Annotated in this window: 16 protein-coding genes; 11 read left to right on the top strand and 5 right to left on the bottom strand. The window is 70.8% G+C overall.

Annotated features, from left to right (window positions below; genetic code table 11):
- Window positions 1-53 precede the first annotated feature (53 nt).
- A complete protein-coding gene (locus tag IWH25_RS06780) occupies window positions 54-563 on the top strand; it encodes a hypothetical protein (protein WP_203388563.1) in 510 nt (169 codons plus the stop codon).
- Between the two features lie 7 nt (window positions 564-570).
- Here the strand turns inward: IWH25_RS06780 and IWH25_RS06785 are convergent, their stop codons facing one another.
- Window positions 571-1872: a protein kinase domain-containing protein gene (locus IWH25_RS06785; RefSeq protein ID WP_203388564.1), complete on the bottom strand. Its 1302-nt coding sequence runs from the start codon at window positions 1870-1872 to the stop codon at window positions 571-573.
- Window positions 1873-1879: 7 nt separating this feature from the next.
- On the bottom strand, window positions 1880-3268 hold the full coding sequence (gene argH, locus IWH25_RS06790; RefSeq protein ID WP_203388565.1) for an argininosuccinate lyase: 1389 nt from the start codon (window positions 3266-3268) through the stop codon (window positions 1880-1882).
- Window positions 3269-3321: 53 nt separating this feature from the next.
- Between argH and IWH25_RS06795 the strand changes: the two genes are divergently transcribed.
- The 4 genes from IWH25_RS06795 (at window position 3322) to IWH25_RS06810 (ending at window position 7377) form a co-directional block, all read left to right on the top strand.
- Window positions 3322-4329: a sensor histidine kinase gene (locus tag IWH25_RS06795; protein ID WP_203388566.1), complete on the top strand. Its 1008-nt coding sequence runs from the start codon at window positions 3322-3324 to the stop codon at window positions 4327-4329.
- Window positions 4317-5081, top strand: coding sequence for a LytR/AlgR family response regulator transcription factor (locus tag IWH25_RS06800; protein WP_203388567.1), 765 nt, complete (start codon window positions 4317-4319; stop codon window positions 5079-5081). Before IWH25_RS06795 ends, IWH25_RS06800 begins: the two co-directional genes overlap by 13 nt.
- A complete protein-coding gene (locus IWH25_RS06805; protein ID WP_203388568.1) occupies window positions 5078-6601 on the top strand; it encodes a mechanosensitive ion channel family protein in 1524 nt (507 codons plus the stop codon). Before IWH25_RS06800 ends, IWH25_RS06805 begins: the two co-directional genes overlap by 4 nt.
- A 95-nt stretch (window positions 6602-6696) precedes the next feature.
- Complete coding sequence (locus IWH25_RS06810) at window positions 6697-7377, top strand: c-type cytochrome (protein WP_203388569.1); 681 nt, start codon at window positions 6697-6699, stop codon at window positions 7375-7377.
- Here IWH25_RS06810 and IWH25_RS06815 read toward each other — a convergent pair.
- Together IWH25_RS06815 and IWH25_RS06820 are read right to left on the bottom strand one after the other, a co-directional pair.
- Window positions 7367-8008, bottom strand: a complete 642-nt coding sequence (locus tag IWH25_RS06815) for a response regulator (RefSeq protein ID WP_203388570.1) — start codon at window positions 8006-8008, stop codon at window positions 7367-7369. The two genes, IWH25_RS06810 and IWH25_RS06815, sit on opposite strands and share 11 nt — an antisense overlap.
- Window positions 8005-9372: a cache domain-containing protein gene (locus tag IWH25_RS06820; RefSeq protein ID WP_203388571.1), complete on the bottom strand. Its 1368-nt coding sequence runs from the start codon at window positions 9370-9372 to the stop codon at window positions 8005-8007. Before IWH25_RS06820 ends, IWH25_RS06815 begins: the two co-directional genes overlap by 4 nt.
- A 157-nt stretch (window positions 9373-9529) precedes the next feature.
- Between IWH25_RS06820 and IWH25_RS06825 the strand changes: the two genes are divergently transcribed.
- Complete coding sequence (locus IWH25_RS06825) at window positions 9530-9805, top strand: hypothetical protein (protein ID WP_203388572.1); 276 nt, start codon at window positions 9530-9532, stop codon at window positions 9803-9805.
- Here IWH25_RS06825 and IWH25_RS06830 read toward each other — a convergent pair.
- Window positions 9798-10400, bottom strand: coding sequence for a methyltransferase domain-containing protein (locus IWH25_RS06830; RefSeq protein ID WP_203388573.1), 603 nt, complete (start codon window positions 10398-10400; stop codon window positions 9798-9800). The two genes, IWH25_RS06825 and IWH25_RS06830, sit on opposite strands and share 8 nt — an antisense overlap.
- A 181-nt stretch (window positions 10401-10581) precedes the next feature.
- On the opposite strand from IWH25_RS06830, the gene hemC reads away from it, so the two are divergent.
- From hemC to IWH25_RS06855, 5 genes are read left to right on the top strand one after another with little or no spacing between them, the layout of a single operon-like run.
- Window positions 10582-11466, top strand: coding sequence for a hydroxymethylbilane synthase (gene hemC / locus IWH25_RS06835; RefSeq protein WP_420827045.1), 885 nt, complete (start codon window positions 10582-10584; stop codon window positions 11464-11466).
- Window positions 11466-12257 (top strand): uroporphyrinogen-III synthase, encoded by a 792-nt coding sequence (locus tag IWH25_RS06840; protein WP_203388575.1) that lies wholly within the window; start codon window positions 11466-11468, stop codon window positions 12255-12257. The genes hemC and IWH25_RS06840 overlap by 1 nt, the downstream gene beginning before the upstream one ends.
- Window positions 12250-13320 carry a uroporphyrinogen-III C-methyltransferase gene (locus tag IWH25_RS06845; RefSeq protein WP_203388576.1) on the top strand — a complete coding sequence of 357 codons (1071 nt, stop codon included), beginning with the start codon at window positions 12250-12252 and terminating at the stop codon, window positions 13318-13320. Before IWH25_RS06840 ends, IWH25_RS06845 begins: the two co-directional genes overlap by 8 nt.
- On the top strand, window positions 13317-14498 hold the full coding sequence (locus IWH25_RS06850) for a heme biosynthesis HemY N-terminal domain-containing protein (protein ID WP_203388577.1): 1182 nt from the start codon (window positions 13317-13319) through the stop codon (window positions 14496-14498). Before IWH25_RS06845 ends, IWH25_RS06850 begins: the two co-directional genes overlap by 4 nt.
- Before the next feature lie 22 nt (window positions 14499-14520).
- Window positions 14521-14757: a hypothetical protein gene (locus IWH25_RS06855; RefSeq protein WP_203388578.1), complete on the top strand. Its 237-nt coding sequence runs from the start codon at window positions 14521-14523 to the stop codon at window positions 14755-14757.
- The last annotated feature ends 90 nt before the right edge of the window (window positions 14758-14847 follow it).

A 14847-nucleotide genomic window follows, 5' to 3' on the forward strand; every position in this document is an offset into this window, starting at 1 on the left:
GGCAGCGCGCGATCTGCGCCAGAATGAAACATTGACAACGCTTGCTCGCGCCGATGCTTTCCCGTCTCTTCGTTCTCGTCCTCTCCCTCGCCGTCGCCGCCTGCGCCGCCTATTCCGGACACGGCCTCGCTCCCGGCGTGGCGAGCGAGGCCGAGGTGCGCGCGACGATGGGAGCGCCGGCGATGCAGTGGGAACTGCCGGACGGCGGCCGCCAGCTGGCCTACCCGCGCGGCCCGGCGGGCTTCCACACCTTCATGGTCTTCATCGGCGCCGACCGCCGCCTGCAGCGGACGGTGAACGTGCTCGACACGCCCTACTTCGCCCGCGTGCAGCCGGGCATGTCGCAGGCCGAGGTGCTGCAGCTGCTCGGCCCGCCCCAGCCGCAGTGGAGCGAATACTTCGCCGCGCGCGACGAGCTGGTCTGGGAATGGCGCTACTGCGACAGCTGGGGCGAGGCGGCGCGCTTCGACGTGCTCTTCGACGGCACGAAGAAGACCGTGCGCAGTACGCAGAGCTGGACCGAAAGCCAGAAGTCGGACCGGCGCATCGGCTGCGCGCGCTGAACCGCGGCTAGAACGCGGCGAGGCGCTGGTTGGCGAGCGCCAGCCGGTTGGCCAGCACTTCCAGGAAGGCCTGATAGAAGTGCATGCGGCAGGCCTCCGAGGCGCGCGCGAGCGCCTCGCCGCGCACCGTGATCACCTTCGCGTCGGTCAGCGCCGAGACGTCGGCGCCGCGCAGCTGCGCGCCGCGGCTGATCACCGCCATTTCGCCGAAGCAGTCGCCGGCGGTGAGCAGGTTGAGGATCTTGCCGTGCTTGCTCACCTTCAGCTCGCCGTCGGCGAGGAAGCAGAAGAAATCGCCGGGCTCGCCGTCGCGCATCACCAGGTCGCCGGGCGCGACTTCCCGCCACTGCGAGAAGCCCACCACTTCCCAGATCTCGACGTCGGAGAAGTCGGCGAAGAAGGTGAGCGAACGCAGCGTGTCGAACTTCTCGGTCTCCGCGAAATCCTGCGCCGCCGCCCGCCGCTTCTTGCTGCGGAAGAATTCGGCGAGGTCCTGCGCGAACTCCGTCCACTCCGCGTAGCGCCGGTCGAGTTCCTTGGCCATGGCCCGGGCGACGATCGCCTCGAGGCTCGCCGGCACCTCCCGACGCAGCTGGTGCAGCGGCGTCGGCGCGGTGTTGATGATCTGGTAGACCATGTTGTAGTTGTTGCTCGCCTGGAACGGCAGCTGGCCGGCGAGCAGCTGGTACATGACGACGCCGAGCGAGTAGATGTCGGTGCGGTGGTCGAGCGGCTGTTCCTTCACCTGCTGCGGCGACATGTAGGCCGGCGAGCCGATCCCGGACACCTGCGTGCGCTCGGCGCTGCCGGTGATCGCGGCGCCGAAGTCGGAGATCTTGATGTCGCCGCTGCCGGCGTTGGCGCCGGCGACCAGGATGTTCGCCGGCTTGATGTCGCGGTGGGTGACGCCGAGGCGGTGCGCGAAGTCGAGCGCGCGCGAGCACTTGAACGCGATCTCGACGACGCGCTCGACCGGCAGCAGCCGGTCGGGCGTGCAGAAGGCCTCCAGCGTGCCGCCCGGCACGTATTCCATGACGATGTAGCAGAGGTCGTCGGCGACCACCGCATCGTAGATCTGCACGATGTGCGGGTGGTTCAGCTTGCCGACCAGCGAGGCCTCGTTGAGGAACAGGTGCGAGTACAGCCGGCCGCGCTCGCGGTCCTTCAGCGCCTCGGGGAAGGCCAGCTTGAGCGCGACCTCGCGCTGCGCGAAGGGGTCGCGCGCGAGGTAGACGGAAGCGGTCGCGCCGCGCCCCAGCTCGCCGACGATCTCGTACTTGCCGATGCGGTCGGGCGGGGGCGTGGCCATGGCCGGCTCAGAGGCGGCTGCGCGCCCGTGCGATCGCCGCGCGCACCTGCGTCGGCGCGGTGCCGCCGAGGTGGTCGCGGGCGGCGAGCGAGCCTTCGACCGTCAGCACGGCGAAGACGTCGTCGCCGACCAGCGGCGAGAACTGCTGCAGCTCGGCGAGCGGCAGTTCGGGCAGGTCGACGCCGAGGTCCTCGGCGCGCTTGACGGCGAGGCCGACCGCTTCGTGCGCGTCGCGGAAGGGCAGGCCCTTCTTGACCAGGTAGTCGGCGAGGTCGGTCGCGGTGGCGAAGCCCTGCGTCAGCGCGTTGCGCATGTTCTCCGGGCGCGCCTCGATGCCGCCCATCATGTCGGCGAAGATGCGCAGCGTGTCCAGCACCGTGTCGGCGGTGTCGAACAGCGGCTCCTTGTCTTCCTGGTTGTCCTTGTTGTACGCCAGCGGCTGGCCCTTCATCAGCGTCAGCAGCGCGATCAGGCTGCCGTTCACGCGGCCGGTCTTGCCGCGCGCCAGTTCCGGCACGTCCGGGTTCTTCTTCTGCGGCATGATCGAGCTGCCGGTGCAGAAGCGGTCGGCGATCCTGACGAAGCCGAAGCGCGGGTTCATCCACAGCACCAGCTCTTCCGAGAGGCGCGAGAAGTGCGTCATCAGCAAGGCGGCGGCGGCGCAGAATTCGATGCCGAAGTCGCGATCCGACACCGCGTCGAGCGAGTTCTCGCAGACGCCGTCGAAGCCGAGTTCCCTGGCGACGAACTCGCGGTCGATCGGGTAGGTCGTGCCGGCCAGCGCCGCGGCGCCGAGCGGCAGGCGGCTGACGCGCTTGCGGCAGTCGGCGAAGCGTTCCTTGTCGCGCTGCGTCATCTCGAAGTAGGCCAGGAGGTGGTGGCCGAAGGTCACCGGCTGCGCGACCTGCAGGTGCGTCGAGCCGGGCATCGGCGTCGCCGCTTCCTGCTCGGCCAGCACCAGCAGGTTCTCCTGGAACTGGCGGATCAGCGCGAGGATGTCGTCGATCGTGTCGCGCAGCCACAGGCGGATGTCGGTCGCCACCTGGTCATTGCGCGAGCGGCCGGTGTGCAGGCGCTTGCCGGCGTCGCCGACCAATGCGGTCAGGCGCTTCTCGATGTTGAGGTGCACGTCCTCGAGGTCGAGCGACCATTCGAAGCGGCCGGATTCGATCTCCTCCCACACCTGCTGCATGCCGCGCTCGATGTCGGCGAGGTCCTGGGCGGCGATGATGCCCTGCTTGGCCAGCATCTTCGCGTGCGCCAGCGAACCGCGGATGTCCTGGCGCCACATGCGCTGGTCGAAATCGACCGAGGCCGTGTAGCGCTTGACGAGGTCGGACATCGGCTCGGAGAAGCGGCCGGCCCAAGTGTATTGGGAGGAATTGTTCTGGCTCATGATGAATGCAACGCAGTGGGCTAAAATGGCCTGAATTCAAGCCTTTGACGAGAATGGCAAGTATAAAGCAAAACCCTGCCGGGCACCGGCTGCCGGACTTCCGCAACCTCGGCGTGATGCTGCGCGTGCTGCTCGGCGTCAACCTGATCGCGCTCGCCGCGGCGCTGGCGCTGGCGCCCGACCTGCTCGGCTGGCTGCCGCGCTACGTCGAGCTGGCGGTCTGGGTCGAGCCGCTGCTGCTGGCCAGCCTGCTGCTGCTGGCGCTGTTGCGCGACCTGTTGTGGCGGCTGCCGTATGCCGCCGCGGTGGCGCTGGTGCTGCTGCTGGTGATGCTGCAGGCGGTGCTGCTGCAGGACTTCTGGCGCTTCATGGGCTTCGCCGACGGCGGCTGGCCGACGCTCTTGCGCGGTGCGCTGCTCGCCGCCGCCGCCGCCGCCGCCATGCTCGGCTATTTCTTCCTGCGCGCCGGCGCACTGTCGCCGGCCGTCGCCGAGGCGCGAATGCAGGCGCTGACCGCGCGCATTCGTCCGCACTTCCTGTTCAACAGCCTCAACGCCGCGCTGTCGCTGATCCGCAGCGAGCCGCGCCGCGCCGAGCAGGCGCTGGAGGAGCTGGCCGAGCTCTTTCGCGCGCTGATGCGCGACCACCGCGAGCTGGTGCCGCTCGCCGACGAGGTCGCGCTCTGCCGGCAGTACCTCGACCTCGAGAAGCTGCGCCTCGGCGAGCGTCTGCAGGTCGACTGGGCGATCGAGGCGCTGCCCGAGCTGCTGGTGCCGCCGCTGCTGCTGCAGCCGCTCCTCGAGAATGCGGTCTATCATGGCATCGAGCCGTCCACCGTGCCGGGGACGATCCGCATCCGGCTGGCGCGGCGCGGCGACGAGCTGGCGATCGAACTGGAGAATCCGGTCAGCGCCGGCGGCGCGCATCCGGCCGGGAACCGCATGGCGCTGGCCAACATCCGCGAGCGCTTGGCGCTCTACTACGACCTGGAGGCGCGGCTGGAGGTCAAGGAGGACGGGGGGAGCTACAAGGTGCAGATGGTGCTGCCATGCCGGAACTGAAGATATTGATCGTCGACGACGAGGCGCCGGCGCGCATGCGCCTGCGCGAGCTGCTCGGCGACGTCGCCGGCGAGGTGCCGAACCGCGTGCTCGGCGAGGCCGCCGATGGTGTCGCCGCGCTCGCCGCGATCGAGCGCGAGGCGCCCGACGTCGTGCTGGTCGACATCCGCATGCCGCGCATGGACGGCATCGAACTGGCGCAGCACCTGGCGCAGCTGGCGCAACCGCCGGCGCTGGTGTTCACCACCGCCTACGACAGCTACGCGATCCAGGCCTTCGACCTCAACGCCGTCGACTACCTGCTGAAGCCGGTGCGCGCGCCGCGGCTGGCGACCGCGCTGGCCAGGGCGCGCGCGGCGCGGCCGTTGCCCGAGCCGGTGCTGCGGCAGCTGCAGCCGGGCGGGCGCAGCCACCTCTCCTGCCACGAGCGCGGCCGGCTGCTGCTGGTCCCGGTCGGCGAGGTGCTCTACCTCAAGGCCGACCTCAAGTACGTGCTGGCGCGCACGCGCGAGCGCGAATACCTGCTCGACGAATCGCTGACCCACCTCGAGCAGGAGTTCGCGCAGCGCTTCATCCGCCTGCACCGCGGGGCGCTGGTGGCGAAGGATGCGATCGCCGGCTTCGAACGCGCCGCCGCCGACGATGCCGACACGCACTGGCTGGCGCTGGTCCGCGACGTTCCGGAGAAGCTGCCGGTGAGCCGCCGCCAGTGGCCGCTGGTCAAGTCCTACGCGCGGCAGGTGTCGACATGATTCAGCTGGTCCTCGACCTGTGGCGCGACGCCACGCCCTACCTGCTCGGCGGTGCGCTGCTGCTGTCGGCGGTGCTGTCGCGGCTGCCGGCGAGTGGGCGGACGACGCTCAAGCACTCGCTGCTCTTCCTCGTCTGCTGGCTGGGGCTCGACGCGGTCGCCGTCTTCTTCGCCTGGCAGGGGCAGGTGCTGATCGCCGCCGGCGTCCATCAGGTGGCGCTGCTCGGACTCGGCCTGGTGCTGATCCGCCTCGCCGGGCTGGCCGTCTTCCGCCAGCTGCTGCCGGCGCTGAAGGTGCAGACGCCGCGCATCCTTGAGGACATCGTTGTCATCGCTGGCTACCTGCTGTGGACGATGATCCGCCTGTCCGCAACCGGCGTCGAACTGTCCAGCCTGGTCGCGACCTCGGCGGTGATCACCGCGGTGCTCGCCTTCGCGATGCAGGACACGCTCGGCAACATCCTCGGCGGGCTGGCGCTGCAGCTCGACAACTCGCTCGAGATCGGCGACTGGGTGAAGATGGACGAGCTGTCCGGCCGCGTCGTCGAGATCCAGTGGCGCTACACGGCGATCCTGACGCGCAACGGCGAGAAGGTCGTCGTGCCGAACAGCCAGCTGATGAAGGGCAAGTTCTCGGTGATCGGCGACCGCGACCTCGGCGTTCCCGGCTGGCGGCGCTGGATTTGGTTCAACGTCGATTACAGCGTCAACCCGTCGCTGGTGACCGGCGCCGTCGAGCGCGCGGTGACCGAGGCGGAAATCGCCAACGTCGCGCGCGAGCCGCGCCCGTCCTGCGTGGCGATGGAGTTCGCCGCCGGCTCGGTGCGCTACGCGCTGCGCTACTGGCTGCTCGACCCGCAGGACGACGACCCGACCGACTCGGCGGTGCGCGCGCACGTGCTGGCGACGGTGCAGCGCAACGGCTGGCGGATGGCGCTGCCGGACCAGATCGTGCACATGGTGCAGGAGGGCGACGCGCATCGCGAGGCGGTCTGGCAGCGCGAACTGAACCGGCGGCTGCACGCGCTCTCCGGGATCGAACTGTTCGCCTCGCTCGACGAGAACGAGCGGCACAAGATGGCCGAGCGGCTGGTGCATGCGCCGTTCGCCAAGGGTGGCGTGATCACCCGCCAGGGCGCGGTCGCACACTGGCTGTACATCATCGTCAGCGGCGAGGTGGACGTCTTCTGGGAGCCGCCGGACGGCGAGCGCCGGCTGCTGACGCACCTGCCGCAGGGCAGCGTCTTCGGCGAGATGGGGCTGATGACCGGTGCTCCGCGCGCGGCGACCGTGGTCGCCGCCACCGACGTCGAGTGCTACCGGCTCGACAAGGCCGGCTTCGAGGACATCATCCGCGCCCGTCCGGAGCTCGCCGAAAGCATGTCGCACATCCTCTCCGAGCGCCTGCACCAGATCGAGACGCTGCAGAACGAATACCAGCGCGCGCGCAGCGACAGCGAGCGTGCCGAGCACCGCGCGGCGATCGTGCAGCGCATCCGCGAGTTCTTTGGCCTCAAGTAGCCCGGCGTGAGGCATTTCCGCCGTTCTTGACCGGCATCAAACAGGCGCGGGATGCCGCCCGCCTATAATCCGGGCTCCCGCGGAGGAACGGATTCATGAAACAAATCAAGCGCTTCATCGCGATTTCCGGCGCCTGCCTGCTGCCGCTGCCGGCGTTCGCGCTGGACCTCGACAAGGCGAAGGACATCTACGGCCCGTGCGCCGCCTGCCACGGCGAGTTCGGCGCCGGCGGCAAGAAGGGCGAGTATCCGCGCATCGCCGGCCAGCAGCCGAAGTACATCGAGGCGCAGCTGAAGTCGTTCCAGAAGCGCATCCGCCCGAACATCCCGATGATCCCCTATACCGAGGAGCGCGAGCTGTCGCATGAGGACATGAAGACCGTCGCGGAATTCCTCGCGCAGATCGAGCTGCCGACGAAGATGCCGACGTTCAGGGGCGACGAGGACGCGCTGACGCGGCTGCAGATGGTCGAGAAGGTGATGATCGTGCCGCGCGTCGAGGGCGACATCGGCAAGGGCGGGGCGCTCTACCAGAAGCAGTGCGCCAGCTGCCACGGCAAGCAGGGGCAGGGCAAGGGCATGTTCCCGATGGTCGTCGGCCAGTACACCAACTACCTGCAGAAGCAGATCACTGCCTTCCTCAAGGCCGAGCGCCCGCACGACGAGGACAGCGCCAGGGAGGGCGTGCTCTTCGCCCTGCAGGCGCAGGACATCCAGGACATCCTCGCCTACCTGACGACGCTGCAGAACCCCGAGGCCGACGCGGCTAGACCTTGATCCAGCCCTGCTGCAGCGCGTAGCGGATCAGTCCCGCCGGCGTCTCGATGCCGAGCTTCTTGCGCAGGTTGAGGCGATGCGTCTCGACCGTGCGCACGCTGACCGCCAGCTGCTGCGCGATGCGCTTGTTGCTGTTGCCCTGCGCGACCAGGATCAGGACTTCGCGCTCGCGTTCGGTCAAGGGCGGCGGCTCGCTGCCGCCGGTGGCCAGCGCCGTCGTCAGCGGCGCGCTGTAGTACGAACCGCCGGCGGCGACGGCGCGGATGGCGGCGATGATCTCCTTCGAGCTGGCGTCCTTCAGCACGTAGCCGGCGGCGCCGGCGCGGATCGCGCTGATCACGTATTCCCGGTTGTCGTACATCGACAGCATCAGCGCCCGCGCCTGCGGCGCCACCGCCGGCAGCTGCTCGGCGACGTCGAGCCCGCTGATGTCGGGCAGGCCGATGTCGAGCAGCACCAGGTCCGGCTGCAGCGCGGCGGCCAGCGCCAGCGCCTCGCGGCCGCTGCCGGCCTCGCCGACGACGCAGATGCCGGGCGTCTCGCCGAGGCGGGAGTGCAGCCCGTCGCGGACCAGCTGGTGGTCGTCGACCAGCAGCACGCGGATGTCGGCGGCGTCCGCGGCGGCGCTCATGTCGCCCCCTCCTTGCTGGCGGCGGCCATCGGCAGCCGCGCCACGAGCAGCGTGCCGCCGACCTCGTCGCCCTGGTCGACGGCGAGGCTGCCGCCATGGTGCTCGACCCGTTCGCGCATGTTGCGCAGGCCGATGCCCTTGTTCAGCCGGCCGGTCGCGGCCAGCCCGAGGCCGTCGTCGCGGATCGCCAGGCGCAGGCTGTCGCCGTCCCGGTCCAGCGTCAGGTCGACATGCGTCGCGTGCGCGTGGCGCTCGACGTTGGTCAGCGCCTCCTGGGCGACGCGGAACAGGCTGGTCGTCGCGCTGCCGGCGGCGAGCGGCGGCAGCGGACCGATCGCGGCGCGAACCGCGATGCCGGTGCGGTGGCCGAAGTCGTCGGCGAGCTGCTCGAGCGCGGCGGGCAGGCCCAGTTCGTCGAGCAGCGAGGGGCGCAGGTCGTGCGAGATGCGGCGGATTTCGTGGATCACCTCGGAGAGGCCGGCGAGGCCGGCGTCGATCGCCTCGGCGGCGTTGCCGCGGCCGGCCTGCAGGCGCTCCTGCGCCAGTTCGAAGCGGAACTTGGTCGACACCAGCAGTTGGCTCAGCCCGTCGTGCAGCTCGCGCGAGACGCGCGCGCGCTCCTCCTCCTGCGAGGAGACCAGGCGCTGCGTCAGCTGCTTCAGCTGCTGGTCGGCGATGCGGTGCTCGCTGACGTTCAGCGCCATGCCGCCGCCGAACACCGCCAGCGCCGCGATCACGGCCACCGCCGCGAGGCCGAGCATCGTCGCCGTGATGTTGGCCGAGGTCTGCTCCTTGATCCGCTGCGCGCCGGCGGCGACGTCGTCGAGGTAGATGCCGGTGCCGTACATCCAGCCCCAGCGCTTCAGCTCGACGACGTAGCTGAGCTTGTCGGCCGGATGTCCGGTCGACGGCTTGTTCCAGTTGTAGCGCAGGTAGCCGCCGCCCTGCTGCGCGGTGGCCAGCAGGCTCTGGATCACCGGCACGCCGCTGGCGTCGCGCACCGACCACAGGTTGCTGCCGACCAGCTCCGGCTGGCGGGGGTGGACCAGGTTGGTGCCGTCGCGGTCGTAGGCGAAGAAGTAGCCGTCGTCGCCGAAACTCATCGACGACAGGATGCGTTTCACTTCCTCGCGCGCCAGCGCGTCGTCGAGCCCGCTGCGGTCGATGCGCTCGATCGAGGTCTGCGCCAGCTCGACGTAGTGGCGCAGTTCGGTGCGCTTCGCGGCGAGCATGCTCTCTTCGAGCAGCTCGGCTTCCAGCCGGGCCAGCTCGCGCGACTGCAGCGTCACCAGCGCGGCGATCGCCAGCACGGCGGCGACCAACGGCAGCACGGCGAGGACGATGATTTTTTGCCGGAGGCGCATGGCGGTGTCAGGGGCGGACGGGGGAACACCCATTGTAATCGGCGCGTCGGCGTCTGCTTCTGCGTAGCACTACGTAGCCGGCGTGGGTAGTAGTGCGAATGGTCCGCCGCGCGGCGCTCGGCGATAGTGACGACCATCGCAACCGGAGGGCCTGGAAATGTCGGAACAGCTTGTTGGCGTCGTCGCGGAGAGCCTGCTCGAATGCGCGGGCGAAGGAAACGAAGTCGGCCGCGAGGACAGCGTCGAGCGCCTGCGCGAGGATGCCGAGCGCTACCGCTGGCTGCGCCAGCAGCAGGCGATCAACTGCTGGCCGCAGGTGGTCGACGGGCTCTACCGCCTGATCGGCAACGAACTCGATGCCGCGGTCGACGAGGCGATGCACGCCGCGCGCGGCGCCCGCCGTTCGCCGAGCGGCCGCTCCATCCTCAACTGAGCCGCCGCCACACCTGCCAGCGCTCGCGGCCGGCGAAGACCGGCAGCGAGTCGCTCACCGGCTGGTCCTCCTCGCGCACGAACCACGGCGCGAGCAGCGCCTCGAGCGCCTCCGGCGCGATCGCGAAGGGCGGCCCCTTCGGCTCGTCGCCGAACAGGAAGAAGCCGGCCAGTGCGCCGCCCGGCGCCAGCAGCGCGTGCATGCGCCGGCCGTAGCCGGCCCACAGCTTGCGCGGCAGCGCGCACAGGAAGGCGCGTTCGTAGATCAGGTCGAACGGATGCGCCGGGGCGTAATCGAAGAAGTCGGCGCAGACCAGTTCGCCGGGCCAGTCGCCGAGCGTCTGCCGGGCGGCCGCGACTGCCGCCGCGGAGAAGTCGAGCGCCGTCACCTCCCAGCCGCGCCGCGCCAACCAGCCGGCCTCCCAGGCATGGCCGCAGCCCGGCACCAGCACGCGCGGGCGGTCGTCGCGCCGCGCCGCATAGGCGGCGAGCGCCGCCGGCACGCCGCCGGCGTTCCATGGCGTGACGCCCTCGTTGAAGCGCTTGTCCCAGAAATCGGGCAGCTCAGGACGCTGGTCGTCGGGTTTTCCGTTCATCGCAATCGGCTTCTCTTCCTGTTCCGGTGGGCCTTGGCCGGCCGGCGGGCGTGATAAAATCACACCTTGCCCTCGCCGGCCGCAAGGGCCTGATTTCGGAGATTCCGCCTTGAGTGTCAACGCTTCCAACGCTTCCGCACCGCGGAAAATTGTCATCGCCTCGCGCGAATCCCGCCTCGCCATGTGGCAGGCCGAGCATATTCGGGATCGCCTGAGTGGTCTATGGGCCGGCGCCGAGGTCAGCATCCTCGGCATGACCACCAAGGGCGACCAGATCCTCGACCGGCCGCTGTCGCAGATCGGCGGCAAGGGTCTGTTCATCAAGGAACTGGAAGTGGCGATGCAGGAAGGCCGCGCCGACCTCGCCGTGCACTCGCTGAAGGACGTGCCGATGGAGATGCCGGAAGGCTTTTCGCTGACCGCCATCACCGCCCGCGAGAACCCGCGCGACGCCTTCGTCTCGAACAAGTACGCCGGCCTCGACGCGCTGCCGGCCGGCGCCGTCGTCGGCACCTCCAGCCTGCGCCGCGAGGCGATCCTGCGCGCCAAGTACCCGCAGCTGAAGATCGAGCCGCTGCGTGGCAACCTCGACACGCGGCTCAGGAAGCTCGACGAGGGCCAGTACGACGCGATCATCCTCGCCGCCGCCGGGCTGATCCGCCTCGGCCTCAAGGACCGGATCAAGGCCGTGCTGACGCCGGAGCAGTCGCTGCCGGCACCGGGGCAGGGCGCGCTGGGCATCGAGGTGCCGGCCGACCGCGCCGACGCCGCCGCCTGGGTGGCGCCGCTGAACGATCCCGACACCGCCTATTGCGTCACCGCCGAACGCGCCTTCTCGCGTGCCCTGGGCGGCAGCTGCCAGGTGCCGCTCGGCGGCTACGCGGTGATCGAGGACGGCCAGCTGTGGCTGCGCGGCTTCGTTGCCACGCCGGACGGCAAGGAAATGGTCGCCGACGAACTGCGCGGGCAGCCGGAAGACGCCGACACGATCGGTCGCGTGCTGGCGCAGCGGCTGCGCGACGAAGGCGCCGACGCAATCCTCGCCAAGCTCGCCGCCTGCGCCTGATGCCGGCGTCGCGCGGCCCGCTCGCCGGGCGGACGATCGTCGTCACCCGCCCGCGCGCGCAGGCCGACGCGCTGGCGGCGGCGATCCGCGCCGCCGGCGGCGAGCCCTTCGTCTTCCCGCTGCTGGAGATCGGCCCGGCGCCCGACCCGGCGCCGCTCGCCGCCGCTGTCGCGCGGCTGGCCGACTACGCGCTGGCCGTCTTCATCAGCCCCAACGCCGTCGATTACAGCCTGCCGGCGATCCTCGCCCGCGGCCCGTGGCCGGCCGCGCTGACGCCGGCGGCGGTCGGCCAGGGCACGGTGCGCGCGCTCGCCGCGCGGGGCATCGGCGGCACCGTCGCGCCGGTCGAGCGCTTCGATTCCGAGGCGCTGCTCGAACTGCCCGAATTGCAGGCCGACCGCCTCGCCGGCCGTCGCGTCGCGATCTTCCGCGGCGACGGCGGCCGCGAGCTGCTCGCCGACACGCTGCGCGAACGCGGCGCGACGGTCGACTGCATCCCCTGCTACGCGCGCAGCGCGCCCGCCGCCGGCGCCGCGCCGCTGCTCGCGCGCTGGCGCGAGGCCGGCATCGATGCGTTCACCGTGTCGAGCAGCGAGGGCCTGCGCTACCTGGTCGACATGCTCGACGGCGAGTGGCGCGTGCGCCTTGCGGCGACGCCGGTGTTCGTGCCGCACGCGCGCATCGCCGACAACGCGGCGGCGCTCGGGCTGGCCCGCGTCGTACTGACCGCGCCGGCCGATGCCGGCATCATCGAAGGCCTGTGCACGTATAATTGGCCGCACCATGACTGAAGAATCCTTCCAGCCGGCGGCCGCGCCGGCGCCCGAAACGCCTGCCGCAACGGCGCGTACGCCGGCGTGGCTCAATCCCTGGCTGCTGGTCGGCATCGTCGTCGTCGCGCTGTTCGCCTGGCAGTGGTTCGAAACCCGCCTGCGCCTCGCCGAGACGCAGCAGGAACTGGCGCGCCGCCTCGCCGAGAGCGATGGCGTCGCCAAGGAAAGCCGGCTGCTGGCGAAGCAGGCGCAGGACCAGCTGATGGCGCTGCAGGCCAAGTTCGGCGCGGTCGAGGCGCGGCTGGCCGAGTCGCAGAGCCAGCAGGCGGCGCTGGAAACGCTCTACCAGGACCTTGCGCGCAACCGCGACGAATGGGCGCTGGCCGAGGTCGAGCAGGGGGTCACGCTCGCCGCGCAGCAACTGCAGCTGGCCGGCAACGTGCAGGGCGCGGTGCTCGCGCTGCAGGCCGCCGACGCGCGTCTCGCCGGCTCCTCGCGGCCGCAGTTCATCGGCCTGCGCAAGGCCTTCGCTCGCGACCTCGACCGGTTGAAGGCGCTGCCGCAGGTCGACCTGCCGGGCATGAGCGTGCGCCTGGAGAGCGTCGTCACCGCGATCGACGCGCTGCCGCTGGCGGTCGACGTCCGCCCGCGCGAGGAGACCCGGCCGAAGCCGGAGCTCGCCGCGGACACGCCGGCCTGGCAGCGCCTGCTGCTCGACACCTGGCACGAGATGAAGGGGTTGGTGCGCATCCAGCGCTTCGACCGGGACGAGCCGGTGCTGCTGGCGCCGGGGCAGGTCTTCTTCCTCCGCGAGAACCTCAAGCTGCGCCTGCTCAACGCGCGGCTGGCGATGCTCTCGCGCGACCAGTGGACCTTCCGCAACGAGCTGAAGGCGGCGCAGTCGCTGCTCGAGCGCCACTTCGACGGCCGCGACAAGTCGGTGCAGACGGCGCTCGGCGCGCTGCGCCAGCTCGGCGCCGCGGAGGTGAGCATCGAGCTGCCGACGCTCAACGAGAGCCTGTCGGCGATCCGCGGCTTCAAGGCGAACCGCGAACGCGAGGCGCGGGACGGCCGCAAATGAGGGGGCTGTTCTGGGTCCTGTCGCTGTTCGCGCTGGCGGTCGGCCTGTCGATGGCCGCCCGCTTCAACGATGGCTACCTGCTGCTGGTGCTGCCGCCGTGGCGCATGGAAGTGTCGCTGAATCTCGCCGTCGCCGTGCTGCTCGCCGGCTTCGTTCTGCTCTACCTGATCCTGCGCGGCATCGCGCTGACGCTGGCCTTGCCCGGGCGCGTGCGCCAGTTCCGCGAACGGCGGCGGCAGGCGAAGGCCGCGGCCATCTTCCAGGAGGCGGTGCGCCTGCTCTTCGAGGGGCGCTTCGGGCACGCGCTGAAGCGCGCCGGCGAGGCGCATGCCGCCGGCGAGGCGCCGGGGCTGTCGGCGCTGATCGCGGCGCGCGCCGCGCAGCGCATGCGCGAGTCGGGCAAGCAGCAGCAGTGGCTGGAGCGGGCGACCGCTGACGATGCGCGCACCGAGGCGGCGCGGCTGATGCTGGAGGCCGAGATGTGCCTCGACGAGCGCCGTTTCGAGGATGCGGTGGCGGTGCTTGCCCGCCTGCAGCAGCTGCACGGCCGCCACATCGCCGCGCTGCGCCTCGAGCTGCGTGCGCAGCAGGGCTGCGGCCAGTGGGACGAGGTGCTGCGTATCGTCCGCCTGCTCGAGAAGCGCGACGCGCTGCGCGGCGAGCTGGCGCGCGAGCTGAAGCTGAAGGCGCACCAGCAGAACCTTGTCCGCCGCTGCGGCGACCTGGCGCGGCTGCGCGCCTACCTCGACCGGGTGCCGGCTGCCGAGCTGGGCGGGCGCGTGGTGCAGGCGGCGGCGCAGGCGCTGGATGCACTCGGCGCACACGAGGATGCGCGCCGCCAGCTCGAGCGCCAGCTCGAGCGCGAATGGGACGCCGCGCTGGTCGAGTGCTACGGCCGCGGCGACGGGGACGCGGCGGAGCTGACGGCGCGCCTCGCGCGCGCCGAGGACTGGCTGCAGCGGCATCCGCGCGAGGCGGCGCTGCTCGTCGCGCTGGGCCGGCTGTGCGCGCGCCTGCAGCTGTGGGGCAAGGCGCAGAGCTATCTGGAGGCGTCGCTGTCGATCGCCGATACGCGCGACGCGCATCTCGAACTGGCGCGCCTCGCCGACGCGCTCGGCCGCGAGGGCGAGGCCAATCGTCACTATCGACTGGCGGCCGGCTTGCCGGCGGCGGCCTGAGCGGCACACGGAGGAGCGGACCATGCTGAATCTCGACCTGCGGAAAATCTACCGCTTCGCGCCGGTGGCGCTGAAACCTGCCGAGCCCTTGCCGATCGGCGCGATGTACTACTACGAGTGCCTCGACTGCCAGGGCATCGTCAATTCGGTACCGCATACCCCGGCGCAATGCCCCTGCGGCAACCTCTCCGGCGCCGCCGGCAAGGTCGAGATCCGCGACCCGAATCGCCTGCGCGTGATGACCGGCAAGCTCAAGTAAGCGCCTGCCCGACGCACGCCGCATCGCCGGTCGCGCCCGGCACTGACCTCATTTTCCCGTCATCGCCGCTTGCTTGCGCCGGTTTGCCGC

Origin of the sequence: Azospira restricta (assembly GCF_016858125.1) — a bacterium.
Lineage (GTDB): Bacteria > Pseudomonadota > Gammaproteobacteria > Burkholderiales > Rhodocyclaceae > Proximibacter > Proximibacter restrictus.